Below are 23,671 nucleotides of genomic sequence, written 5' to 3'. Positions count from 1 at the left end.
AGCGATTGATGAGCACAGTAGAGGTAAAAGTACCGAATATCGGCGACTTCAAGGAAGTCGAAGTCATCGAACTGATGGTCAAGGTCGGCGACACCATCAAGGTGGACCAGTCCCTGATCACGGTCGAATCGGACAAGGCCAGCATGGAGATTCCATCGACCCACGCAGGCGTCGTCAAGGAAGTCAAGGTCAAGGTCGGCGACAAGATCGCCGAAGGCAGCGCGCTGCTGGTGCTGGAAGCAGTTGAAGGCGCGGCGGCGGCCGCACCGGCAGCCGCCCCTGCGCCTGCAGCAGCTGCTCCGGCGGCTGCCCCAGCGGCAGCACCTGCAGCCGTTGCCGCCATCCCGGCCGGAAATTACAGCGGCCAGGTTGACATCGATGTCGACATGATGGTGCTGGGCGGCGGTCCTGGCGGCTATTCGGCGGCGTTCCGCGCGGCCGACCTGGGCATGTCAACGGTCATCGTCGAGCGCTACGCCACCCTGGGCGGCGTGTGCCTGAATGTGGGCTGCATCCCGTCGAAGGCGCTGCTGCACGTCGCGTCCGTCATCGATGAAACGGCGCACATGTCGAACACGGGCGTGACGTTTGCCAAGCCCACCATTGATATCGATCAGGTACGCAAGTACAAGGAAGGCGTAATCTCGAACATGACGGGCGGTCTGGCCGGCATGGCCAAGGCGCGCAAGACGCAAGTCGTCACGGGCGTGGGCCAGTTCCTCTCCGCGAACCACATCGAGGTGACGGCAGGCGACGGCTCGAAAAAAGTCGTGCAGTTCAAGCAAGCGATCATCGCCGCCGGTTCGTCCGTGGTGAAGCTGCCCTTCGTGCCGGAAGACCCGCGCATCGTCGATTCGACGGGTGCGCTGGAATTGCGCCAGATCCCGAAACGCATGCTGGTCATCGGCGGCGGCATCATCGGCCTGGAAATGGCGACCGTCTATTCCACCTTCGGCGCGCGCATCGACGTGGTCGAAATGATGGATGGCCTGATGCAGGGCGCGGACCGCGACGCCGTCAAGGTGTGGCAGAAGTTCAACGAGAAGCGCTTCGACAACATCATGACCAAGACCAAGACGGTGGCCGTCGAGGCGTTGCCGGAAGGCATCAAGGTTACGTTCGAAGCGGCCGAAGCGGGCGCCACGGCGCCGGCGCCGCAGATCTACGACCTGGTGCTCGTCGCCGTGGGCCGCAGCCCGAACGGCAAGAAGCTGGCAGCCGACAAGGCCGGCGTGCAGGTGACGGACCGCGGTTTCATCAACGTCGACAGCCAGATGCGCACCAACGTGCCGAACATCTTCGCCATCGGCGACCTGGTGGGCCAGCCGATGCTGGCGCACAAGGCCGTGCATGAAGCCCACGTGGCCGCGGAAGCGGCTTCCGGCCAGAAGTCGCACTTCGACGTCAAGGTGATCCCGTCGGTCGCCTACACGGATCCGGAAGTGGCATGGGCCGGCATCACGGAAGACGAAGCGAAAGCCAAGGGCATCAAGGTCGAGAAGGGCCACTTCCCGTGGGCCGCCTCGGGCCGCGCCGTGGCCAACGGCCGCGCCGAAGGCTTCACCAAGCTGCTGTTCGACGCGGAAACGCACCGCATCATCGGGGGCACCATCGTCGGCACGCATGCGGGCGACATGATCGGCGAGATCGCGCTGGCCATCGAAATGGGCTGTGACGGCACCGACATCGGCAAGACCATCCATCCGCACCCTACCCTGGGCGAGTCGATCGGCATGGCCGCCGAAGTGTACGAAGGCGTGTGCACGGACTTGCCGCCGCCGCGCAAGCGCTGATGCTGTAGCCGTACCTTGTTACACTCAAAAACCCGCAAGCGATTGCGGGTTTTTTTATTGGAGCGGGCTATCACCCGCCCCCGACCCTGCGTGAATCGATCTGCAGGTTGAAAAAAACCGCCGAAGTGTACGAAGGCGTGTGTACGGACTTGCCGCCGCCGCGCAAGCGCTGATAAAGAGTTAATTTTCAGTATAAAAAACCCGCAAGCGATTGCGGGTTTTTTTATATCCCTTGATCCCGGCAGCGTAAATCGCAGATGGGGCGTGGCGGATACGCCCCATGTGAAAATTGGTGAGTATTGCCGTATGGAAAAAGTGGCAGAATGGAGGTCTGTCACCATGTTCTTCTTTTTGCTGCAATGGAAGCGTGTGATTTTTCCAGGAATGTTGCCAGCGTGGGGTTCGGTCAAGTTCCGCTGTACCGATGAGAGCCTGCCCCGGCGGATGAATGCATCCCCTGCTGGCGCCCCTCGGAAGCGGGGACTGCGGTGACCGTCGTCGCGTGGCTCGCCCCGCGTACTCCTCACGCCTTGTCCGCGCTCCTGATGAATTGCCAGCAGAAGACGCTCCCTACTGGGATAGGCCCCAAGAAAGTTTTGCAACAATGAAAAAATTTACCGCCCTCCATATTGCCGACGTCCGTTTGCGCCGGGCCGATGAGCAAGAGCAAGCCGTGATGCTGCATGCCTTGTACCAGGATGTGGCCGCTATCCTGGCGGCGGGCAAGAGGATCGATGCGATTTTCTTCACGGGCCAGCTGGTGGCGCCCGACGCCTGTGCCGGCACGACGCCCGTGTATGTCTACGAATACTTCCTGCGTCCCTTGCTGCAGGCGGCCAGCCTGCCGGGCGCGCGTTTTTACCTGGTGCCGGGCAGCCGCGCGCAGGGTGTCGCGGCGGCGGCGCTGGGCAATGCCGGCTTCAGCTTTTTCTCCGCCGATGAGCATGCAAGTGCCGAGCAGCGCGCGCACTACAAGAATATCCACGCCGTGTTCCATGGCCACCAGCATACGGGCGATGCCAGTTCGCTGATGAAGTCGCTGGGCATCTTGTTCAAAAGCAATCCCGGCAGCCTGTACGGTGCGCATGGCCAGATGGCGGCGTTTGCCGTACTCGAGTTCGGTGCGGATGCGGCCGCGGCCGATGATGGCAAGGCAGGCACGCAGTGGACGGTGTCCCTGCGCGAGTTCGATGACGTGAGCAAGAACTTCGCCCTGTCGGTGCTGTACACGCCGAATGGGCAGGAAACGGGGCAGGTGGATGCCGAGTATGTGTTTTCCACCTTGCTGCCGCAACTGGCAGGCGAGCGCGCCTATCTCGATGGCTTGCTGGGCATGGCGGGCGCGCCGCAGCGCGTGGACGCCGGCGTGGCTGCCGATGCGCGCGAATTCCTGATGGAGCTGGCGTTCGTGATGTTCGAAGCGAAGACCGTCTTCCTCAGCGCGGCGGAGTTGGAGCGCTTTGCCGGCGACTATTGTGGCGTGAAGGGCTGGAGCATGGCGGCCGGGGACTGGCTGGCGCCGCTGTATGCGCATGGCTTGCTGCTGCGGGCCGATGGCCAGGTGGCGTTTTCCTTCGATTACTTCCGCACGTATTTCCTGGCGCAGCGCTTTGAAACGTCGTTCGACCTGATGCGCTATGGTCCCGAGCGCTACGATGGAAGTGAGTCTTCACTCAGTCTCGATGGCGCATCGGCGGCCCAGCCTTTCCTGCGCGCGCTGGGCTTGAACGATGAACACGCCGACGCGGCGGTGACGGAAGACTGCAGCCGCTCCGGCTGACCTGGCGGGTCAGCCGTCCCGCGTCAGTCCGCCAGTGGCTGGCGCAGGGTGCCGCGCAGGAACAGGTCGAGACTGACCGTCACCTTGGCGCGCAATTGCGCCACGTCCGGTTGCGCCTGCGGCGGGAACAGCAGGCGCGACATCTGGTCGCCCAGCAGGCAATTGAGCAGGTGCAGCGCCAGCATGGACGGCGTCAGTTCGGCGCGGAACAGGGGCGCGATGTCGGGCCGGCTGAAAAACTTGACCAGCATCTCGCGCGTCTGTCCCGGCCCCACCTTGTAAAACGTTTCCGCCAGTTCCGGGTGCGTGGCCGCCTCGGCCACCACCATGCGATTCAGGCGGATCGCCGCCGGCATGGTGACGAGCTGCACGAACAGCAGGCCGAACTCGCCCAGAATGGTGGGCAGGGGCCGCATATCCGTTTCCAGCGCCGGCATGGTCGAGAAGTAGGCGGCGCGGCGCAGTTCCACCACGGCATTGAACAAGCCCGACTTGCCGCCAAACTTCACATAAATCGTGCGCACGGCCACGTGGGCTTCGCGGGCGATCATTTCCAGGCTGACCTTTCCATACCCCTTTTCCAGAAACAGGCAACCGGCCGTGTGCAGCAGGTTTTCCATGCGCGCTTCCATGTCGGCCGCGCGCGGGCGGCCGGCTGGCTTGCCGCAGCAGGAAAGCTCCTGGGCAGCTTCGTCGGATTCTTTATCGGTTGGCAAGGTATCGCTGAGGCCGGGATCGGGCATGGTCTGGGTCTCTTTATAAGTGGGAAGGTAAGTGATGGCTCACACTGTAGTGCAAATTAAAATGAAATGCAATCGTTTCATTTCTTGACTTTGGCTTTTCTTTGCCCAATAATGAACCTACATCATTTCATTTCCGGAGCGAGTATGTCCAACCAGCCAGGCCAAGCAGAGCACAAGGTGCTGAGCGCCGTCCCACCCGTGGCCCCGGCCGCACCTTCCGCGCCCGCCGCTTCCGCCAGCTCCGCAGCACCGAATAACCGCGTGAAAATCATCGCCGGCCTGATCGTCCTGGTCGCCCTGGGCGCCGGCGCGCGCATGTGGTACCGCAGCCACTACTTCGTGGAAACGGAAAACGCCTATGTGGCCGGCCACGTGCATCCCGTCTCGGCGCGTATTTCCGGCGTCGTCACCAAGGTCTTCATCGACGACAATCAAATCGTGAAAGAGGGCGACGTGATCGCCGAACTCGACCCGTTCGACCAACGCGTGAAAACCGAGCAGATCGCCGCCCAGATCGCCAGCGCCGAACAGCAGGTGCTGCAGGCGGACGCGCAGATCGCCCAGGTGCAGGCGCAAGCCAGCGGCGCCCAGGCGCAAGTGGCGCAAGCGGACGCGCAATTGCTGCGCGCGAAACAGGATGCGGAGCGTTATGGCCAGCTGTACACGAGCCAGATGAAAGCCGTCTCGAAAGCGGAACTCGACGCGGCCAATGCGGCCCGCTCGAGCGCCGTGGCCGACCTGGCCGCCCGCCGCGACAGCGCTTCGGCCGCCAAGGCGCAGATCGGCGCCGCCCAGGCCGCGCGCGACGTGGCCAAGGCACAAGTGGCCGTGCTGCGCGTGCAATTGAAGGACGCGGAACAGCAGCTGCAATACAACCGCATCCTGGCGCCCGTCGCCGGCCGCATCGGCAAGCGCAACGTGGAAACGGGCATGCGCGTGCAGCCTGGCCAGCAATTGACGGCCATCGTGCAAGACAACGTCTGGGTCACCGCCAACTTCAAGGAAACGCAGCTGGCCGACCTGCATCGCGGCCAGAGCGTGCACGTGACGATCGACGCCATGCCGGGCAAGAAACTGGTGGGTACCGTGGACAGTTTCGCCCCTGCCTCGGGCGCGCAATTCGCCCTGCTGCCGGCCGATAACGCCACCGGCAACTTCACCAAGATCGTCCAGCGCGTGCCGGTGAAAATCGTCTTCCAGCCGGAAGACATCAAGGCCATGAATGGCCGCCTGGTGCCGGGCATGTCGGTGATCGCCGAAGTGGAAGTGAACCAGCCCGTGTCGGAAAAGGATGCGCGCCACGCCGCCGCTCCTGCCGCCCAGACCGCCACCCGCTAAGCTTCCATGAGCAGCTCCTCCACCACGCTGGCGAAGCCGCCAGCGTTTCCCGTGATCGACGAGAAAGTCTCCGGGCGCACCTGGCTGGCGGTCGCCGCCGGCATGCTGGGCGCCTTCATGGCGGTGCTCGACATCCAGATCACGAACTCCTCGCTCAAGGATATCCTTGGCTCGCTGTCGGCCACCCAGGAAGAGGGCTCGTGGATTTCCACGGCCTATCTGGTCGCCGAAATTATCGTCATTCCCCTCACCGCGCTGCTGGCGCGCGTGTTCGGACTGCGTACCTACATGATCGGCACCACCGCCTTCTTCCTGCTGTTCTCCACCCTGTGCGGGGCGGCGTGGAACCTGGAAAGCATGATCGTCTTCCGCATGCTGCAAGGGTTTACGGGCGGCGCGCTGATACCGATGGCGTTCACCTTGGTGATGCTCAAGCTGCCGGCGTCGAAGCGCGCCGTCGGCATGGCCATCTTCGGCCTGACGGCCACCCTGGCGCCGGCCATGGGCCCGACCCTGGGCGGGTATCTCTCCGAGCTGTATGGCTGGCCTTCGATCTTCTACATCAACTGGGTACCGGGCGTGCTGCTGATCGCCGGCATGATCTATGGCCTGGACAAGGAGCCGATGCAACTGAAGCTGTTCTGGAAAGCCGACTGGCTGGGCATCTTCTTCATGGCCCTGGGCCTCGGTTGCCTGACCATCTTCCTGGAAGAGGGCAATTCGAAGGACTGGTTCGACTCGGGCTTCATCATCGCCTTCGCCGCGCTGGCCCTGACGGGCATCCTGGGCTGGGTCGTTACCAGCGCCACGCGCGCCGAACCGTTCGTCAACCTGGCCCTGTACGGCCAGCGCAATTTTCTCGTCGCCACCGTGCTGTCGGCCGTGACGGGCATGGGCCTGTATGGCTCGGCCTTTTTGCTGCCCCTGTTCCTGGGCCAGATCGCCGGCTATTCGCCGATGCAGATCGGTGAAGTCATCATGTGGGTGGGCTTGCCGCAGCTGTTCATCATGCCGTTTGTCGCCAAGCTGTCGTCGAAGGTGGACAACCGCATCCTGTGCTCGTTCGGCCTGCTGCTGTTCGGCGGTTCGTGCATGATGAATGCCTACATGGACGCTTCCACCGGTTACGACCAGTTGTTGTGGTCGCAGGTGGTGCGCGCGCTGGGCCAGCCCTTCGTCATGCTGACCCTGTCGAACTTCGCCATGAAGGGTATCGCGCCGAAGGACATGGCGTCCGCTTCGAGCCTGTTCAACATGACGCGCAACCTGGGCGGCTCGATCGGCATCGCCCTGCTGGCCACCGCCCTGAGCACCCGCGAGCACTTTCACTCGCAGCGCCTGGGTGAAGCGATCAACGTGTATTCCAGCGCCACGCAGCTGCGCATCGACCAGTTGACGTCCTCGTTCATGGCCAAGGGCTATGACGCCGTCACGGCCGGCAATCAGGCCTTGCAGGCGATCGACGGCATCGTGCGCCGCGAAGCGTATGTGATGGCTTACAACGACGGCTTCTTCCTCGTCGGCGCCATCCTGCTGGCCTGTATCGTGCCCCTGTGGCTGGCCGACAAACTCAAAGCCCCCGGTGGCGGTGGCGGCGGTCATTGACCGCGCACAGGCCGCACGTGCAGCACCTCAAGAACAAGAAGGTACACATCATGAACACAGTTATGACCAAAATCGCCGCAGCCGCCTCGCTGGCCGTGCTGCTTGCCGCTTGCGGCACCGTGGGCCAGGATTTCAAGGCGCCCGCCAATCTGGCCGGCATCGACACGGCCACGTTCCGCCACGGCGCGGGTAGCGCGGACGCTGCGCAATTGCCGGCCGAATGGTGGAGCGTGTTCGGCGACGACACCCTGAACCGGCTGGAACAAGCCGCGCTGCGCGACAACCCGAGCGTGAAAGCGGCCGGCGAACGCCTGCTGCAGGCGCTGGCGCAAAGCGGCACGGCGCGCGCCAACCAGGGCCCGAGCGTGAACGTCAGCACGGGCATCTCGAACTCGCGCACTTCGGCCAACACCTCGCAGGGCCTGGCCCTGGGCAACCGCTCGATCAGCGGTAACAATTTTTCCGTCGGCGGCACGCTGTCGTATGAAGTCGACTTGCTGGGCCGCGTCAAACGCATGGTCGAAGCGGCCGATTCGCAGGCGCTGGCGGCGCAGGCGGACCGCGACGGCGTGCTGCTGATGCTGTCGGCGCAAGTGGCCAGCAATTACTGGCAGCTGCGGGGGCTGGACGCGGAAATGGCGATTTTGAACGGTGCGCTCGACACGCGCCGCGAATCGGCCCAGCTGGTCGAGGCGCGCTTCAACGCGGGCCTGACGAATGAGCTGGACCTGGCGCGCGCGAAAGTGGAACTGTCGAACGCGCAAGCCGACCTGCATGAAGTCAAACGCCAGCGCAACCAGCTGGAAAACAGCCTGGCTACCCTGACGGGCAAGCCGCCATCGGCGCTGCAGCTGCCGGTGGCCGCCGAACCGTCGTCCTTGCCGCTGCCGCCAGGTATCCCTGTCGGCTTGCCTGCCAGCCTGCTGGCGCACCGCCCGGACCTGGTCTCCAGCGTGGCGGGCCTGCGCGCGGCGAATGCGCAGGTGGGCGTGGCCGAAGGCGCGTTTTACCCGTCGCTGCAATTGACGGGCAATTTCGGTTATGCGTCCGAAAAGCTGCGCGACCTGGCGCAGGGCGGTTCGCGCCAGTTCAGTTTTGGTCCGCTGGCCCTGTCCCTGCCCATCTTCGACGGTGGCCGCAACCAGGCCAACCTGGATTTGTCCAAGGCGCGCTATGCGGAAGCCGTGGCGAATCATGAAACCAAGCTCCTGACGGCCTTGCGCGAAGTGGAAGATGCGCTGTCCGACGTGGAGCAGCGCCAGTTGCAGGGCGACGCCCAGGCCCTGTCGCAGGCAGCGGCGGCGCGCGCCTACCTGGTGGCGCGCACGCGCTACGAGCGCGGCATCTCGACCTACCTGGACGTGACCGATGCGCAACGCAGCTCGCTGGCGGCGGACCGCGCTGCCGCGCAGATCAAGACCCAGCGCCTGCTGGCGACGGTCGCCGTGGCCCGCTCTCTGGGCGCCGGCTGGCAGCCGGACGGCGAACTGGCCAAGCTGGCGTCGGCGCCCGCCGCAAAGGCCAACTAGGCTTCCCGGTTACGTGAGCGTGGCCGGCGGCGGTGTCGCCGCCGGCCCGTAGCGTTCCAGCAGAAAATCGATGAAAGTCGTCAGCTTCGGCGTGGGCTGGCGGTCGCGCGCATACACGAGGTGCATGGGGCGCGGCGCCGGCACGTAGTCGGCCAGCAGCGGCACCAGCTTGCCGGCGGCGATATCGCCGGCCATCAGGATTTCCGCCTGCATGACGATGCCGAAGCCGTGCAGGGCCGCCACGCGCAGCGCCTGCCCATTGTTCGAGCGGAAGCGGCTCTCGCGCACGGGGCTGCCGTCGTCGTCGCCGCTCCTGGCCAGGCGCCAGCGCACATGGCGCGTCCACTGCATGAAATCGAGGCATTCGTGGCGCGCCAGGTCGGCCGGCGTGCGCGGCGTGCCGTGTCTGGCCAGGTAGGCGGGCGCGGCGCAGATCACCATCGCATACGGCCGCAGCGCGCGCGCCACCATGGCGGAATCTTCCAGTTTGCCGATGCGGATGGCGGCGTCGAATCCTTCTTCCACCAGATCCACCGTCCTGTCGTTCAGGTTCAATTCCAGGCTCACTTCCGGATACGCATCGAGGTAGTCGGCCAGCAGCGGCGCGATGCACTCGCTGCCGAACGACACGGGCGCCGTGATCTTCAGCTTGCCGCGCGGCGCCGTGCGCATGGCTTCCGCACCCCGTTCGGCCGCATGGATGCTGGCCAAAATCTGGCGGCACTGCTCCACATATTGCTGGCCGATTTCCGTCAGGCTTTGCCGCCGCGTCGTGCGCGCCAGCAGCCGCGCGCCCAGCCGTTCTTCCAGGTATTTGATGTGCTTGCCCACCATCACGGGCGAAATCTGGAATGCCTCGGCGGCGGCCGTGAAACTGCCCGCATCGACGACGGCGACAAAAATTTCCATGCTGCGCAATTTATCCATGGCGCCTTGATTGCAAACTGTAGATTAGTAATCTTGTAAATTCTAGCGTATTTATTCCTTTTTGTAAGCGGCGCATACTGGCTCCATCGTTCAATCAGACAAGGAAGCATCATGAAAATCGTTATCATCGGCGCCAGCGGCACCATCGGCACGGCCGTCGCCGCCCAACTGGCGCAACGCCATGAAATCATCGAAGTGGGCAGCCGCAGCGGCACGCACCAGGCCGACATGGGCGACATCGCGCAAGTGCGCGCCCTGTTCAAGCGCATCGGCAAGGTCGATGCCGTCGTCGTCACGGCCGGCAAGCTGCATTTCGGCCCCCTGGCCGAATTTACGCCCGAGCAATTCCAGCTGGGCCTGGACAGCAAGCTGATGGGCCAGGTCAACGTGGCGCTGGTGGCGCAGGAATACCTGAACGATGGCGGCTCGATCACGCTCACGAGCGGTATCGTGGCCGACCAGCCCATCCGCTTCGGCACGGCCGCCACCATGACCAACGCGGCCGTGGAAGGTTTCGTGCGGGGCGCCGCCATCGAGTTGCAGCGCGGCGTGCGCATCAATGTCGTCAGCCCCACGGTGCTGGAAGAGTCGCTGGAGTCGTATGGCCCCTTCTTCTACGGCTTCGAACCGGTCGCCGCCAGCCGCGTGGCGCTCGCTTACAGCCGCAGCGTGGAAGGGGCGCAGACGGGGCAGGTGTACAAGGTCTGGTAAGCCGCTTGCCATGCCATGGGGCAGGTGGGACAATCGCAGGCTGAACAAGGAAGCGGCCGCGCCGTGATGGTGCGGGGCGCTTGCTTGCTGTGAACCACACACTGAGGCCCCATGAAAAACATCCTGACTCCCCTGCTGATGGCCGCCGCCGTCGGCAGCGCCTGCGCCGCGCCACAGGCAGCCACGCCGGCAACCCCGGCCACCGCCGCACAACTGACCGCCATGAGTGCCCGCTATGCGCCCGTCGCGCTGACGGCCGATGTCACGCACCTGTCCGCAGGCGACCGCCAGGCCATCGCCAAGCTGGTCGAGGCGGCCAAGCTGGTCGACGTGCTGCAGCTGCGCCAGCGCTGGTCCGGCAATGAAGCGCTGTGGGCGGCCTTGAAGAAGGACAAGTCGGCCCTGGGCCAGGCCCGTCTGAACTATTTCTGGATCAACAAGGGGCCCTGGTCGGTGCTCGACGCCCACGCCTCGTTCATGCCGGCCAGCTATGCGGGCATCACGATTCCCGCGCACAAGCCGGAAGCGGGCAATTTCTATCCGCAGGGCGCCACCAAGGCCAGCCTGGAAACGTGGATGAATGGCTTGCCGGCGGACGACAAGCAGCAGGCGCAATGGTTTTTCACGACCATCCGCGCGGGCAAGGACGGCAAATACCACACAGTAAAATATTCGGATGAATACAAGGTGGAACTGAAGCAATTGGCCAAATTGCTCGACGAAGCGGCGGCCGCCACGGACAATGCATCGCTGAAGAAATTTTTGACCCTGCGCGCCAAGGCTTTCCTCGACAACGACTATCTGCCGTCCGACTTCGCCTGGATGGACCTCGATTCGCCCGTCGACATCACCATCGGCCCGTACGAAACGTATAACGACGAGCTGTTCGGCTACAAGGCCGCCTTCGAAGCCTACGTGAACATCCGCGACCAGGCAGAAACGCAAAAACTGAACTTCTTCGCCAAGCACATGCAGGAGCTGGAAGACAACCTGCCGCTCGACGCCCAGTACCGCAACCCGAAAGTGGGCGCGCTGGCGCCGATGGTGGTGGTCAACCAAGTGTATGGCGCGGGCGACGGCAACATGGCCGTGCAGACGGCCGCCTACAACTTGCCGAACGACGAGCGCATCATCAGCGCGCGCGGTTCCAAGCGCGTCATGCTGAAAAACGTGCAGGAAGCCAAGTTCAAGGCCACCCTGACGCCGATCTCGAAACTGGTGCTCACGCCCGAAGCGCAGCAGGACGTGGATTTCAATTCCTTCTTCACGCACATCCTCGCGCATGAAATCATGCACGGCCTGGGCCCGCACGCCACCATCGTCGACGGCAAGCCATCGACGCCGCGCCAGGACTTGAAGGAAGCGTATTCCACCATCGAAGAAGCCAAGGCCGACATCACGGGCCTGTTTGCGCTGCGCTACATGATGGACAAGGGCCAGTTGAACGATACCCTGGGCCAGGGCGACGTGGCCGAGCGCAAGCTGTACAACACTTTCCTCGCTTCCGGTTTCCGCACCCTGCATTTCGGCTTGACGGATTCGCATGCGCGCGGCATGGCCATCCAGATGAATTACATCCTCGACAAGGGCGGCTTTGTGTCGCTGGGCGATGGCAAGTTCGGCGTCGATTTTGGCAAGATCAAGCAAGCCGTGATCGACCTGGACCGCGAATTTCTGACCATCGAGGCGACGGGCGACTATGCGCGCGCGCAAGCGATGATGAGCAAATACGTGGTCATCCGCCCGGAAGTGCAGGTGGCGCTCGACAAGATGAAGGCCGTGCCCAACGATATCCGTCCGGAATTCGTCACGGCCCGCGCGCTGGACAAGGCGGCGAAGAAATAAGCCCGAGCTTGACTATTCTCAGTGTGAAAAGCCGGCGCCTTTGCGCCGGTTTTTTTTCGTCTTTATTTGTGAAAAGTTGCCAGTTTTTCCTTGTGGAAATATCCGCGCCGCTTACCCTGCAATGGTTGCTGCCCCATTTGTCCTGTCGACCCCATGCCCAATCCGCTCTTACTGATGAGCTTGCTCATCGCCCTATCTCCTTTGCCCGCCGTGGCTGCCGCCAGTCTCACCGATCTGGAAGTGCGCTGGCTGCAGGCGGGCCAGCCCGTGATCGCGTTTGCGCGGGCGCAAGGTTTGCCCATCGATATCATCGTGCAGCCGCAGGAGGCGCCCGGCGCCGTGCCGCTGGCGCTGGGCTACGCAGCCGGGCGCTGCAAGCTGGTGCTGTCCTTGCGCGGCAATGCGCAGGCGGACAGCGTCTTGCAAGGCGTGCCGCCCGCGCACCATGGCGCGATGGTCGAAGCGATGACGGCGCATGAGATCGGCCATTGCCAGCGCTATGCGCAGGGCGACTGGCATGCCTTGCCGCGCGGCTTTGTCGAGCCGCTCAGCATGCAGCGCGGCAAGCTCACACCGCTGGCGCAGGAGTTGCGCGAGACGCGCCGTGAAGAGGCCTATGCGGACCTGGTGGCCCTGGCCTGGATGCATGCACGCCACCCCGGGCAGTACCAAGAGGTGCTGGCCTGGATGCGCGGCGTGCGCGCGGCTGGCGAGGCCGTGGATGGTTCGCACGCCACGCAGGCATGGCTGGCGCTGGCCGATGGCGCGGGTGCATTTGATGACTCCGCTTCACCATTTGAACAGGCGCAAGTATTGTGGCGGAAGGGCTTGAGCGGCGACAAATAAACATGATTTTTTCCGCGGATGGCCTGTCAGCGTGTGCTGTCGCACGGAGCTTTGCGTCCGGCAGGGGTCTAATCTGGGCATCAATTAACCAGAGAGGAACCATCATGAACAAAATGATCGCACTCATGCTGGCCGCCAGTGCCAGCGCCTTGCTTGCCGCCACGCCCGCGTATGCGCAGGATGCCTCATACAAGAGTTTGACGGACAAGGCATCAAGTGATTACAAGCAGGCCAAGGCCGCCTGCGACAGCCACAGCGGCAACGCGAAAAAAGTCTGCGTGGAAGAAGCCAGGGTGGCGCGCGCCAAGGCCGATTCGGATGCCGTGGCCCAGTACCGCAACACGCCGCGCGAGCTGGGCAAGGCCCGCAAGGACGTCGCCAATGCCGAGTATGACCTGGCCAGGGCCAAGTGCGGCGACCGCACTGGCGCGGATAAAACCACGTGCATGAACGATGCCAAGGCGGCGAAAACGGCGGCCCTGGCCGACGCGAAAACGGGCGCCAGGGCCGGCACCAATGTGGCGCAAAATCCGCCCGCCACGACGAAGGAAAATTGCGACGCCATGGATGCGACGGCCAAGGCCGCCTGCGTGACGCGCAACGCGGCCGGCAGCACGAAGACGGCCGTGGCCGACTCCGTCATCACCACCAAGATCAAGGCTGACCTCGTCAAGGACAATGACTTGAAAGCGCTCGATGTGCACGTGGAAACGGTGAACGGCGTCGTCATGCTCAGCGGCTTCGTGCCTTCCCAGGCGCAAGTGAAAAAAGCGGCCGACCTGGCCCGTGGCGTGGAAGGCGTGACGGATGTGAAGAATGGCTTGAAAGTGAAGTAAGCGCATTTTGTACAGATGTTAAGGCCAGGACTGGAGCCGCACGCAGCAGTGCAGCTCCAGCTTTTTTTGATTGTATAAATTACGATCATAATATAACATGGGGAAAAGCCCGCCAGCAGGCGGTGCTGGGCTAACTCTTTTCTCATGGGGACTGCATGCTTTCCTATCCTTTTTCGCAATGGCTGGAGCGGCGCGGCGTGCACTTTGCCTGGGTCATCGTCGCCATCACTTTTCTCACGGCATTAACCTCGTCGGCCGCGCTGGGCTTGCCGGGCGCGCTGATGCAGCCCTTGAGCCGAGAATTTGGCTGGGATGCGGAGCAGATTTCCTCGGCCTTGGCCGTGCGCTTCGTGCTGTTCGGTTTGATGGGCCCGTTTGCCGCCATCCTGATGGAGCGCTTCGGCTTGCGCAATATCATTTGCGTGGCCCTGGGCCTGATCGCCGCCGGCATGCTGCTGGCCACGCGCATGACGCAGTTCTGGCATCTGGTGGCCCTGTGGGGCATCTTGCTGGGCCTCGGTTCGGGCATGACGGCGCTGGTCTTGAGCGCCGTGGTGGCGAACCGCTGGTTCGAGACGCACCGGGGCCTGGTGGTGGGCGTGCTGACGGCCAGCTCGGCTACGGGCCAGCTGCTGTTCCTGCCCGTGGGCGCCTGGCTGATCGAGCACTACGGCTGGCGCACGGCCGTCATGCCCGTGTTTGCCGCCTGCGCCATCGTCGCCGTGCTGGCCTTCCTGTGCATGCGCAACCGTCCGCAGGATGTGGCCTTGCGTCCGTATGGCGCCGATCCGGCCACGCCGCTGGCGCCACCGCCAGCAGCGAAGATGACGTTTGCCACGCCCTTTTTGATCTTGCGCAGTGTTGCCGCGAATCGCACCTTCTGGATACTGTTCGGCACCTTCTTCATCTGCGGCCTCAGCACCAATGGCTTGATCCAGACGCATTTCATTTCCCTGTGCGGCGACTCGGGGCTGTCTGCCGTGCCGGCCGCGTCCGTGCTGGCCATGATGGGCGCCTTCGACCTGTTCGGCACCATCCTGTCGGGCTGGCTGTCGGACCGCTATGACAACCGGAAATTGCTGTTCTGGTACTACGGCTTGCGGGGCTTGTCGCTGTTCTGGCTGCCGTATTCGGAATTTACCTTGTACGGCCTGTCGCTGTTCGCCATGTTCTACGGCCTGGACTGGATCGCCACCGTGCCGCCCACCGTCAAATTGGTGGGGGCCACGTTCGGCCGGGAGCGGGCGGGCATGGTGTTCGGCTGGATCTTCGCCGGCCACCAGCTGGGCGCCGCCGTGGCCGCGTATGGGGCGGGCCGTATCCGCACCCTGATGCTGACCTACAACCCGGCCCTGTTCGCGGCTGGCGCCGCCTGCCTCGTGGCCGCGCTGATGGTGCTGGCAATTCAACGCCAGAAGGCGGCCGTGGCCGCCGCCCAGCCCGCATGAAAAAAGCCAGGCCCGCGTGTGCGGAGCCTGGCTTTTTCATTTTTCAAGAACGTTTCAGGACTTATTTGAGGTACTTGGCCAGCCAGCCTTCCAGTTCGCTGTAGAAGAAGCGGCTGTTCTCGCCCTTCAAGATCCAGTGGTTTTCGTCCGGGAAGACCAGCAGTTTCGCCGGCACGTTCAGGCGTTGTTGCACGGCAAAGTTCATCAAGGCATTGTTGGCCGGCACGCGATAGTCGAGCTCGCCCACGGTGATCAGGATCGGTGTCGTGAAACCCGTGCCTTTTTCATGATTGCCCGCTTGCATGACCGGGCTTTGGTCGCGCCACACGGGCAGGTTCGACCAGACGGGGCCGCCTGCATTCGTTTCTCGGCCGAAACCGCCGTCGCTGGTGCCCCACTGCATGATCAGGTCCATTTCGCCCGCGTGCGAGACGATGGCCTTGTAGCGCGTGGTGGTCGCTTGCAGCCAGTTGGCCAGGTGGCCGCCATAGCTGGCGCCGCCGGCGGCCAGTTTCGTGCCGTCGATGAATGGATATTTCTTGATGGCTTCATCGACACCCTGGTTGACTTCGTCGCCCGGGCCCTTCAGCGGGTCGAACTGAATCGAGCGCGAGAATTCCTCGCCATAGCCGGTGGAACCCTTGTAGTCCGTCAGCAGCACGACATAGCCGGGCTTGGCCAATAAATGATAGTTCCAGCGCAGCACGAACTGGTCGCGCCACATGCTGGCCGCGCCGCCGTGGATGACGGTAAACAGCGGATATTTCTTGTTCGGGTCGAAATTGGCCGGCTTGACGAGCATATTGTGGATCTGGCGGCCGTCGGCCGTCGTGAACCAGAAGTGCTCGGGCGCCTGCCAGTCGATCTTGCTCGCCTTGTCCGTGTTGAAAGCCGTCAGGCGTTTCGGCTGCTTGCCGTTGAAGGCATAGATTTCCGGCGGGTTGATGGCGGACTCCCACACGCCGACCAAAGCCTTGCCGCCGCTGCTCAGCGAGTTGATGGTGCCCGTCGGCAAGGATGGCTCTTCGCGCACGTCGCCGCCCCTGGCGTCGATCGAGTACAGCTTTTCCAGGCCCGCATGTTCATAGCTGAAGAGGACGCGCTTGCCGCCTTCGGGCAGCACGAAGCGCGAAATCGAACGGTCCAGCTTGGCCGTCAGGATGGTCGGTGCAGGGTTGCTCATCGGCCAGGCGAAGCTGGCCAGGCGCTTCACGTCATACACTTTACCGGGCGTTTGCGCGTCGCTGAGGGCGAACAGGGTCTTGCCGTCGGCGGCAAATTTCAGGGAACCGTAGCTATGTTTGTCCTGCGTCAAGCGCTGCGCTTCGCCGCCCGCCACGGGCAGCAAGTACAGTTGCGAGTAGACGGCTTCGCGCTGGGCCGCATCGCGGTTGGTGGCCGCGTTGAAGACGACGGCCTTGCCATCCGGCGTCCAGACGGCGTCCAGCGATTGTCCCTCGTCGCCCTGGCCGCCGCCGAAGCCCGGCAGGGTGACCAGTTGCGTGCCCGACAGGATGTCGCGCGGCGTGTTTTCACCTTTCGTATCAGGCTGCGCATCGACGATGAACAACCGCACTTGCTTGTCGGTCAGCCACTTGTCGAAATAGCGGGGCGCCGTCGTTTCATACGAACGGGCGCTGTATTTGCGTTCCTTGCGCTCTTTCGCGCTTTGCTTGACGTCGGCTTCCGTCTTGTTGCCTGGATAGATGTCGCTGATGAACAGCAGCAGCTTGCCGTCCGGACTCCATTTCGGCATGCGCGCGCCCAGGGTGAGCGAGGTCAGGCGTTGCGCTTCGCCGCCGGCGGCCACGTCGAGGCGGTAAATCTGGCCCGCTTCATCGCCGTCGCGCTTGGCAACGAAGACCAGTTGGCGGCTGTCCGGCGACCAGGCCACGGCGCTTTCGCCACCCTTGGAAGAGGTCAGGCGGCGCGCAGGGCTGTCGTCAAGCAGCGACTTGATCCACAGGTCGGACGATTGGTCTTGGCTAGAGTAGGCGCTGTCGACCACGGAAAACACGGCCCATCGCCCATCGGGGCTGGCGACGGGCGCGCCCACCCGTTTCATCAGCCACACGTCTTCATGCGTGATGGCGTGCCTGGCCTGCGTGGCGGCAACTGGGGTGGTGGCCTTGGTATCGGCGGCGTGGACGGTCGTTGCCAGCGAGGCGCAGGCCGCTGCGATCAGCAGCGAGCCGAGGGAACGGCGAAGACGGGGTGAGGTCATGGGCGTGGTCCGGAGTAGTGAAAAAAGTACAGCGGGCAACATTATTGCCCATCGTTTCCTGCACTGCCAAGGCTGTGTACCGTTACTTACCAGGCCGGCGCACGCATGGCGGACGGGTGGGGCGTATCCGATCAGTTAAACTTGCCGCTTTACTCACGCTGGCGACGATTCAACATGAAAATTAGTCTACCTTTATTGAAAACGCTATTGCTGGGCGCAAACTGCCTGCTGGCCGCCCCGGTTTTTGCCGCTGCCGCCGCACCGTACCCGAATACCAGCGCCATGGGCGTGGGTCACGCGGAAAGCACGGCCTGGTATGCGGCTTGCCTGAAGGTCAAGGATGCGGCACCGCCGCCCGCCGACTTGCCGGCGCCGTCCGCCGTGGCGTCGCTGCAGCAATGCCAGGCAACGGACCTGTATTACGATACCAAGAGTATGTCCTCGCCCAAGCCGGCCGACTGGCGTCCCGCGCGCCATTGCGCCATGGCCACGCAGAACAGCGCCGTGCTGATGATGCTGTACCAGAATGGACAGGGCGTGCAGAAAGACCCGTTGCTGGCGCTGAAGTATGCGTGCAGCATCGATGCGGCGCCGGCCGAGATGCGGGGGCGCATCGAACACTTGCAGCAGATCTATGCCAGCGGACGCGGCATGATCGACCTGTGCGACGACATCACCAGCGGCTACATGATGGGCGTGTGCAGCGCCATCGATGCGCGGCAAAAGCAGCGCGTGCGCGCGCAGGCGACAGATAAGGTCAGTGCGGCCATGCCGGCCGTGGCGCAAGCGTCGCTGCAAAAGCTGCAGGCGGCGGCAAGCAAGTTTGCCGATGCGCGCGCGGCGAATGAAACGGATTTGAGCGGCACGGCGCGCGCCGCCCTGAGCATCGCCGCCCGCACGGCCGAGCTCGACCAACTGGCGCACGATCTGCGCGAGTATGAAGCGGGCAAGTTGCCGGAAAGCATGTCCAAGGAACAGGCGGCGGCGCTCGACAAGGAGCTCAACGCCATCTACGGCAAGCTCATGAAAAAGCCGGCGGAAACCCATGCGGGCGCTGTGGGCAAGGATGGCATCCGTGCCACCCAGCGCCTGTGGCTGGCGTACCGCGATGCCTGGATGAATTTTGGCGCTGTGCGCTATCCATCCGTGACGAGCGAGACCTGGGCCGGCCGGCTGACGTCGCGGCGCAATGTGCAACTGCAAGATTTGCTGGGGAATTGAGCCATGCGGGAAGCGTACTACCACGAAGACGATTTTTGCATGATCGAATTGTTGCCGCTGGATAATTTACAGCACTGTCTGACGCAGATGGGCGAGCAGCAGGCGTTCGCCGACGCGCACCGCAGTGGCGCCGGCTGGACGGACATGTATGTGCCCGAGGCGCCGCCGTCGCCGCTGCGCGCGCTGGGCCTCACGGCGGACCAGCTGCGCCTGACGCTGGCCGATGCCTTGCCGCCCTACGACGCCGTCTACACGGGCTACAGCAGTTACCGGGTGGAATGCAGGAACGTGCTGGCCTTTGGCGGCGACAAGACGGAGACTTTGTTCGCAGGCCTGGACGACGACGGCATCGTGTGCGACCTGTGGTGCAGCGATGGCATGCCTGAGCTGTTGCTGCTGCCCTTGAAGGAACGGTTGCTGCTGGCCGACTGGGGCGCGGGGTTGGCGTGCCCGCTGGCCGATGGGGAACTGTTCGCCCGTTATCTGCAGGAATACGAACTCGACTGATTTATTCGCAGGCGATGGCGTTCGGTTGCGCCACTTTGATGACCGACGCCAGGCGCGCCATGTCGTTGCCGTCGCCTTGCTGCACATACGGTTGATACGTATCAATGACGATGCGCGCACGCGCCTGCCAGCCGCAATTGTCGGCCTGACGCGCGGGCACGTGTAGCAGACGCCGCGCCTCGCCATCGTTGCTGAAACAAAACCACGCATCGTGCGTGGCGGCAGGGCGGGGCAGACGGCCCCACTGCGCCTTGTCGGGCGCGAAGCAGACGCGGTTGCCGATGATTTCCAGGCTCATCTCGTCCGTGCGCGCGCTGTACTGGCCGTCGAGCACGATGGGCGTTTGCGCCTGCGCGGACAGGCAGGCGCAGGTCAGGAAGAGGGTGGCGGCAAGTTTCATGCGTTTCTTTCAGGACTGGCAAGACGAAGGGCCAGTATAACCGGGGACCGGAAACGAAAAAAGCCAATCCCGAAGGATTGGCTTTTTAGTACTGCGCATTCGTGGTAGGCCGTGCGGGATTCGAACCTGCGACCAACGGATTAAAAGTCCGCTGCTCTACCAGCTGAGCTAACGACCCGAAAGAGGCCGCATTATATATCAGTTGAAAAAGAATGCAAAGCATTCCTGCGAGAAAGTGCCGGCCTGCTAAGGCAGGGCCGCCGTGAGCTTCAGCACTTCGTCGAGACTGGTCGTGCCATCGAGGATCTTGCGTGCGCCGGCGATGCGCAGCGGCGTCATGCCGTCCAGCAGGCTCTGGCGGCGCAGCGCGTGCAGGTCGGCGCCCGCCTTGACCAGCTGGCCGAACGTTTCCGTCACGCCCAGCAGTTCATAGATGCCGGCCCGCCCCAGGTAGCCGCTGTGCCGGCACAGGGCGCAGCCGACGGGGCGGTACGCTGCGGCCGGCCGTTCCAGCTGGCCGCCCGTCAGGCGCTGCCAGGCAGCGGCGCCGGGGGCGGCGTCCAGCTGCTTGCAGGCTGCGCACAGGCAGCGCAACAGGCGCTGCGCCAGCACGCCGGCCAGGCACGCTTCCAGCAGATAGGCGGGCAAGCCCAGTTCCAGCAGGCGCATGACGGCCGAGGGCGCGTCATTGGTGTGCAGGGTCGACAGCACCAGGTGCCCCGTCAGCGCCGCCTGGATGGCCATCTCGGCCGTGGCCAAGTCGCGGATTTCGCCCACCATGATGATGTCGGGATCTTGCCGCATCAGCGCCCGCACGCCATCGGCAAACGACAGTTCGATGCCGGCCTGGGTTTGCACCTGCATCTGGTTGAAGGCCGGTTCGACCATTTCGATGGGGTCTTCCACCGTGCACACATTGACTTCGCTGCCGGCCAGCGCCTTCAGGGTGCTGTACAGGGTGCAGGTCTTGCCCGAGCCTGTCGGGCCCGTCACCAGCACGATGCCGTGCGTGCGTGCCGTCAGCTGGCGCCAGCGTTCGGCGTCCGCAGGGGGGAAACCCAGCTCGGCGAGGCTCTTGACGGCCACTTCCGGGTCGAAGATACGCATGACGAGCTTTTCGCCGAAGGCCGTGGGCAAGGTCGACAAACGCAGTTCGATTTCCTGGCCCTGTGCATTGCGCGTCTTGATGCGGCCATCCTGGGGACGGCGCTTTTCCACCACGTCCATGCGCCCGAGCAACTTGATGCGCGCCGTCATGGCCAGCAAGACCACGGGCGGCAGCTGGTAGGCCTGGTGCAGGCGGCCGTCGATGCGCAGGCGCACGAGGCCCGCGTCGCGCTTCGGTTCCAGATGGATGTCGGAGGCGCGCTGGGCAAACGCGTATTGCCACAGCCAGTCGACGATGCGCACCACGTGCTGGTCGTTGGCGTCCAGGTTACCCTTGTTGCGGCCCAGTTCCACCAGTTGTTCGACATTCTGGCGCAGCGCCAAGTCTTGCGTGGACGCTCGCCGGGCCACCTTGACGGAACTGGCCAGGCTGAAAAATTGCGCGATGGCATCGGCGATGTGCAGCGGATTGGCGATGACGAGGCTCAGCTTGCGCGGCGCCAGCTTGCCCAGCTGTGCCTGCCAAGCGAGCGCGTACGGCTGGGCCGTGGCGATGACGATGCGCTCCGGCGTGCTTTCCACGGGCAGGATGTTGAAGCGGGCCGCATAGCCGGCCGTCATGACGTCGGCCACCTGGCTGAAATCGATGTGCAGGGGATCGATGCGCACATACGGCAGGCTTGCGCGTTGCGCCAGCCAGGCGCACAGGGTGTCGAGCGTCAGCGCGCCGTGGGCGATGCTGCACAGCGGATGCAGGGCCGGCGCCGGCAGCAGGGCGGCCTGGGCGCCGATGGCGGCCGCTTGCGCCGCGTCGAGCAAGCCGTCTTCCTGCAGCCAGGCCAGCAGTTGCGGCAGTTGCAGCGGCGTATCGGGAGAGGGAGGGGATGCGGGCATGGCCGGCGCCTTTCCGGGCTGCCGGCCTTGCCTGGATGGACCGGCGGTTACAGGGTGCTGACGATGCCCTTGACCCAGGACTTGGCGGGCAGCTTGGTCTCGGCGACGATCTGCTTGGCGCGCTCGAGCAGGGTGGCTTGCGCTTCGGCATCGAGTGCCACTTTCGTCTTGAAAGCGATGGCCACCACGTTCCCATCATGGACTTCCGGCAGGCAGATCACCTGTTCGAACGCAAACTTCATCGCCTTGATGTTCTTTGCATAGCTGGGGTGGTCGCCAAACAGGTTGACCGTCATGATGCCGTGCGGCGCCAGGCAGGCGCAGCAGGCGGAATAGAACTCGGCGCTGTCGAGCACGGGACCGCGCGCCGTGGCGTCGTACAAGTCCACTTGCAGGGCGTCCAGGGTGCCGTGGTGGGCCTCGTCGTTGACGTAGTCGAGCGCATCCATCTCGCGCACGTGCAGGCGCTCGTCGTTGGGCGGCAGCTTGAACATCGATGCGCAGATGGTGATGACGGACGGGTTCAGTTCGATGGCTTCGACTTGTGCCTGGGGGAACTGGCGGTAGCAGAACTTGGTCAGCGCGGCCGTGCCCAGGCCCAGCTGGGCGAGGCGCTGCGGCTGCTCGATCCACAGCATCCACGCCATCATCTGCTGCGCGTATTCGAGTTCCGGCCAGTCCGGCTTACGGATGCGCATGGCGCCCTGCACCCATTCCGTGCCGAAATGCAGATAGCGCACGCCATCCATTTCCGACAGGGTGACAGGGGCGTAGCGTGGCTTGCGCGCAGGGCGCGAGGATTCGACTTGTTCGATGGATTTTCGTTTGATAAGCATAAGGCGGCCTGAAAGTGTGCCGCATTATAGCCCGTGCCGGGGCGCCATAAAAAATGCCAGCCCCATGAGAAAGACATGGGGCCGGCATTTTAGTACTGAGTAACAACGCTTGACAGAAGCGTCGCGAGCGGAAGGCAGAGGTGGCCGAGAAGCGCAACCGTACTCCAGTACGGTGAGCATCGCAGGCCACCTATGCCGACGCGCAGCAGCTTATGTCAGGCGTTACTGTTGAGCAGGCTCGATGGAGACGCGCAAGCGGATGCGTTCGCCCGGATCGTAGGACATGATGCTCGTGTAGTTGCGGCCACGGTAGTCGTAGGTGACCTGGTAGCCATTGTTGCGCGATTCCCAGTGGTCGACCTGACGGCATTGCTTGACGGCTTGTTCCTGCATGCCGCCCTGGTAATTGTTCTGGTTGTCGACACGGTCGCCGACGACGGCACCGGCAATCGCGCCAGCGGCTGCCGCGGCCGTGCGGCCATTGCCGCCGCCGACCTGGCTGCCGAGCAGGGCGCCGGCGATACCGCCGACGATGGAGCCGCCAGCGCTGCGCTGTTGCGGTGGTGCCTGGACTTGCACGTATTCCGTACGGCATTCCTGGCGTGGACGATTGATCTGTTCCACTTGCGGCACGACGCGCACGACCTTGCCGAAATCTTCAAAGTCGGCGGCCTGGGCGAGTGGCAATGCACCGATACAAAGGGCTGACATCATCAATTTGGCTTGCAAGTTCATTTGTAACCTCGTTATCTAGAGAATCTTTCAGGGTATTTTTTACAACTTGGGGCTATAGTAATCCCGCCGGGCGGCGACAAGTGTTTCGCGTGGCAACAAAATGTAACAGCCCAAGCCCCTTGCCCCACAGTCTGTAACATGCACTTTCAATCGATACAAGATGTTGAAGTGACTTGAAACCAGCGGTTTGTAACAAATCTTGCGTTTGACATCATATTCGGGTTGATTCATGCAGGACAACACGTTACCCTAATACGCGTATGGCTTATATAAAATCGCACTGAATCGCATAAAAGTTGATACAGATCGAATCACCGCGTGCGCATTGACCCGCGTGCGGGGATGC

19 protein-coding genes and 1 tRNA gene are annotated in these 23,671 nt (G+C 63.5%); 12 read left to right on the top strand and 8 right to left on the bottom strand.

Going from position 1 to position 23,671, the window contains the following annotated elements; genetic code table 11:
• Positions 1–8 precede the first annotated feature (8 nt).
• Positions 9–1,793 carry a dihydrolipoyl dehydrogenase gene (lpdA, locus tag O0879_RS13905; protein ID WP_289916924.1) on the top strand — a complete coding sequence of 595 codons (1,785 nt, stop codon included), beginning with the start codon at positions 9–11 and terminating at the stop codon, positions 1,791–1,793.
• Between the two features lie 604 nt (positions 1,794–2,397).
• Complete coding sequence (locus tag O0879_RS13900; RefSeq protein WP_289916923.1) at positions 2,398–3,573, top strand: hypothetical protein; 1,176 nt, start codon at positions 2,398–2,400, stop codon at positions 3,571–3,573.
• Between the two features lie 23 nt (positions 3,574–3,596).
• On the opposite strand, the gene O0879_RS13895 is transcribed toward O0879_RS13900, so the two are convergent.
• Positions 3,597–4,316: a TetR/AcrR family transcriptional regulator gene (locus tag O0879_RS13895; protein ID WP_289903832.1), complete on the bottom strand. Its 720-nt coding sequence runs from the start codon at positions 4,314–4,316 to the stop codon at positions 3,597–3,599.
• 144 nt (positions 4,317–4,460) lie between these two features.
• Between O0879_RS13895 and O0879_RS13890 the strand changes: the two genes are divergently transcribed.
• From O0879_RS13890 to O0879_RS13880, 3 genes are read left to right on the top strand one after another with little or no spacing between them, the layout of a single operon-like run.
• Positions 4,461–5,654, top strand: a complete 1,194-nt coding sequence (locus O0879_RS13890; protein WP_289916922.1) for an HlyD family secretion protein — start codon at positions 4,461–4,463, stop codon at positions 5,652–5,654.
• Between the two features lie 6 nt (positions 5,655–5,660).
• Positions 5,661–7,259, top strand: a complete 1,599-nt coding sequence (locus O0879_RS13885) for a DHA2 family efflux MFS transporter permease subunit (protein WP_289916921.1) — start codon at positions 5,661–5,663, stop codon at positions 7,257–7,259.
• A 50-nt stretch (positions 7,260–7,309) separates the two neighbouring features.
• The gene (locus O0879_RS13880) at positions 7,310–8,788 is read left to right on the top strand and encodes an efflux transporter outer membrane subunit (protein WP_289911268.1); all 1,479 of its coding nucleotides are present in this window, start codon (positions 7,310–7,312) and stop codon (positions 8,786–8,788) included.
• 9 nt (positions 8,789–8,797) lie between these two features.
• On the opposite strand, the gene O0879_RS13875 is transcribed toward O0879_RS13880, so the two are convergent.
• Entirely contained in the window at positions 8,798–9,715 is a 918-nt protein-coding gene (locus O0879_RS13875) for a LysR family transcriptional regulator (protein WP_251350662.1), read from the bottom strand.
• Between the two features lie 111 nt (positions 9,716–9,826).
• On the opposite strand from O0879_RS13875, the gene O0879_RS13870 reads away from it, so the two are divergent.
• The 5 genes from O0879_RS13870 (at position 9,827) to O0879_RS13850 (ending at position 15,401) form a co-directional block, all read left to right on the top strand.
• Positions 9,827–10,426, top strand: a complete 600-nt coding sequence (locus tag O0879_RS13870; RefSeq protein WP_099666779.1) for a short chain dehydrogenase — start codon at positions 9,827–9,829, stop codon at positions 10,424–10,426.
• Between the two features lie 111 nt (positions 10,427–10,537).
• Positions 10,538–12,271 (top strand): hypothetical protein, encoded by a 1,734-nt coding sequence (locus O0879_RS13865; protein WP_289916920.1) that lies wholly within the window; start codon positions 10,538–10,540, stop codon positions 12,269–12,271.
• A gap of 153 nt (positions 12,272–12,424) precedes the next feature.
• Positions 12,425–13,117, top strand: a complete 693-nt coding sequence (locus tag O0879_RS13860) for a hypothetical protein (protein ID WP_289916919.1) — start codon at positions 12,425–12,427, stop codon at positions 13,115–13,117.
• A 104-nt stretch (positions 13,118–13,221) separates the two neighbouring features.
• Positions 13,222–13,953, top strand: coding sequence for a BON domain-containing protein (locus O0879_RS13855; protein ID WP_289903839.1), 732 nt, complete (start codon positions 13,222–13,224; stop codon positions 13,951–13,953).
• Between the two features lie 155 nt (positions 13,954–14,108).
• Positions 14,109–15,401, top strand: a complete 1,293-nt coding sequence (locus O0879_RS13850) for an MFS transporter (RefSeq protein ID WP_289916918.1) — start codon at positions 14,109–14,111, stop codon at positions 15,399–15,401.
• Between the two features lie 61 nt (positions 15,402–15,462).
• Here the strand turns inward: O0879_RS13850 and O0879_RS13845 are convergent, their stop codons facing one another.
• Complete coding sequence (locus O0879_RS13845) at positions 15,463–17,625, bottom strand: S9 family peptidase (RefSeq protein ID WP_289916916.1); 2,163 nt, start codon at positions 17,623–17,625, stop codon at positions 15,463–15,465.
• Positions 17,626–17,799: 174 nt separating this feature from the next.
• Here O0879_RS13845 and O0879_RS13840 point away from each other — a divergent pair, with 174 nt between their 5' ends.
• Together O0879_RS13840 and O0879_RS13835 are read left to right on the top strand one after the other, a co-directional pair.
• Positions 17,800–18,846: a lysozyme inhibitor LprI family protein gene (locus O0879_RS13840; RefSeq protein ID WP_289916915.1), complete on the top strand. Its 1,047-nt coding sequence runs from the start codon at positions 17,800–17,802 to the stop codon at positions 18,844–18,846.
• Positions 18,847–18,885: 39 nt separating this feature from the next.
• Positions 18,886–19,353, top strand: a complete 468-nt coding sequence (locus O0879_RS13835; protein WP_289916914.1) for a hypothetical protein — start codon at positions 18,886–18,888, stop codon at positions 19,351–19,353.
• Between the two features lies 1 nt (position 19,354).
• On the opposite strand, the gene O0879_RS13830 is transcribed toward O0879_RS13835, so the two are convergent.
• From O0879_RS13830 to O0879_RS13810, 5 genes are all read right to left on the bottom strand, one after another.
• Positions 19,355–19,753, bottom strand: coding sequence for a hypothetical protein (locus tag O0879_RS13830; protein WP_289916913.1), 399 nt, complete (start codon positions 19,751–19,753; stop codon positions 19,355–19,357).
• Between the two features lie 102 nt (positions 19,754–19,855).
• A tRNA-Lys gene (locus O0879_RS13825) sits at positions 19,856–19,931 on the bottom strand.
• A gap of 68 nt (positions 19,932–19,999) precedes the next feature.
• The gene (locus O0879_RS13820; RefSeq protein ID WP_289916912.1) at positions 20,000–21,754 is read right to left on the bottom strand and encodes a GspE/PulE family protein; all 1,755 of its coding nucleotides are present in this window, start codon (positions 21,752–21,754) and stop codon (positions 20,000–20,002) included.
• Positions 21,755–21,801: 47 nt separating this feature from the next.
• Positions 21,802–22,590 carry a spermidine synthase gene (locus O0879_RS13815; RefSeq protein WP_289916910.1) on the bottom strand — a complete coding sequence of 263 codons (789 nt, stop codon included), beginning with the start codon at positions 22,588–22,590 and terminating at the stop codon, positions 21,802–21,804.
• Positions 22,591–22,812: 222 nt separating this feature from the next.
• Complete coding sequence (locus O0879_RS13810) at positions 22,813–23,325, bottom strand: glycine zipper 2TM domain-containing protein (protein WP_034785134.1); 513 nt, start codon at positions 23,323–23,325, stop codon at positions 22,813–22,815.
• Positions 23,326–23,671: the final 346 nt, after the last annotated feature.

Origin of the sequence: Janthinobacterium sp. SUN120, from assembly GCF_030397735.1 — a bacterium.
Lineage (GTDB): Bacteria > Pseudomonadota > Gammaproteobacteria > Burkholderiales > Burkholderiaceae_D > Janthinobacterium > Janthinobacterium kumbetense.
Note: the sequence above shows the minus strand (reverse complement) of the source record. Positions and strands in the feature narration are given on the sequence as shown.

What these genes read in the sequence shown, in the direction of transcription:
- lpdA (WP_289916924.1), top strand. Translation starts at nt 9, where the DNA reads ATGAGCACAGTAGAGGTAAAAGTACCGAATATCGGCGACTTCAAGGAA.
- O0879_RS13900 (WP_289916923.1), top strand. Translation starts at nt 2,398, where the DNA reads ATGAAAAAATTTACCGCCCTCCATATTGCCGACGTCCGTTTGCGCCGG.
- O0879_RS13895 (WP_289903832.1), bottom strand. Translation starts at nt 4,316, where the DNA reads ATGCCCGATCCCGGCCTCAGCGATACCTTGCCAACCGATAAAGAATCC.
- O0879_RS13890 (WP_289916922.1), top strand. Translation starts at nt 4,461, where the DNA reads ATGTCCAACCAGCCAGGCCAAGCAGAGCACAAGGTGCTGAGCGCCGTC.
- O0879_RS13885 (WP_289916921.1), top strand. Translation starts at nt 5,661, where the DNA reads ATGAGCAGCTCCTCCACCACGCTGGCGAAGCCGCCAGCGTTTCCCGTG.
- O0879_RS13880 (WP_289911268.1), top strand. Translation starts at nt 7,310, where the DNA reads ATGAACACAGTTATGACCAAAATCGCCGCAGCCGCCTCGCTGGCCGTG.
- O0879_RS13875 (WP_251350662.1), bottom strand. Translation starts at nt 9,715, where the DNA reads ATGGATAAATTGCGCAGCATGGAAATTTTTGTCGCCGTCGTCGATGCG.
- O0879_RS13870 (WP_099666779.1), top strand. Translation starts at nt 9,827, where the DNA reads ATGAAAATCGTTATCATCGGCGCCAGCGGCACCATCGGCACGGCCGTC.
- O0879_RS13865 (WP_289916920.1), top strand. Translation starts at nt 10,538, where the DNA reads ATGAAAAACATCCTGACTCCCCTGCTGATGGCCGCCGCCGTCGGCAGC.
- O0879_RS13860 (WP_289916919.1), top strand. Translation starts at nt 12,425, where the DNA reads ATGCCCAATCCGCTCTTACTGATGAGCTTGCTCATCGCCCTATCTCCT.
- O0879_RS13855 (WP_289903839.1), top strand. Translation starts at nt 13,222, where the DNA reads ATGAACAAAATGATCGCACTCATGCTGGCCGCCAGTGCCAGCGCCTTG.
- O0879_RS13850 (WP_289916918.1), top strand. Translation starts at nt 14,109, where the DNA reads ATGCTTTCCTATCCTTTTTCGCAATGGCTGGAGCGGCGCGGCGTGCAC.
- O0879_RS13845 (WP_289916916.1), bottom strand. Translation starts at nt 17,625, where the DNA reads ATGACCTCACCCCGTCTTCGCCGTTCCCTCGGCTCGCTGCTGATCGCA.
- O0879_RS13840 (WP_289916915.1), top strand. Translation starts at nt 17,800, where the DNA reads ATGAAAATTAGTCTACCTTTATTGAAAACGCTATTGCTGGGCGCAAAC.
- O0879_RS13835 (WP_289916914.1), top strand. Translation starts at nt 18,886, where the DNA reads ATGATCGAATTGTTGCCGCTGGATAATTTACAGCACTGTCTGACGCAG.
- O0879_RS13830 (WP_289916913.1), bottom strand. Translation starts at nt 19,753, where the DNA reads ATGAAACTTGCCGCCACCCTCTTCCTGACCTGCGCCTGCCTGTCCGCG.
- O0879_RS13820 (WP_289916912.1), bottom strand. Translation starts at nt 21,754, where the DNA reads ATGCCCGCATCCCCTCCCTCTCCCGATACGCCGCTGCAACTGCCGCAA.
- O0879_RS13815 (WP_289916910.1), bottom strand. Translation starts at nt 22,590, where the DNA reads ATGCTTATCAAACGAAAATCCATCGAACAAGTCGAATCCTCGCGCCCT.
- O0879_RS13810 (WP_034785134.1), bottom strand. Translation starts at nt 23,325, where the DNA reads ATGAACTTGCAAGCCAAATTGATGATGTCAGCCCTTTGTATCGGTGCA.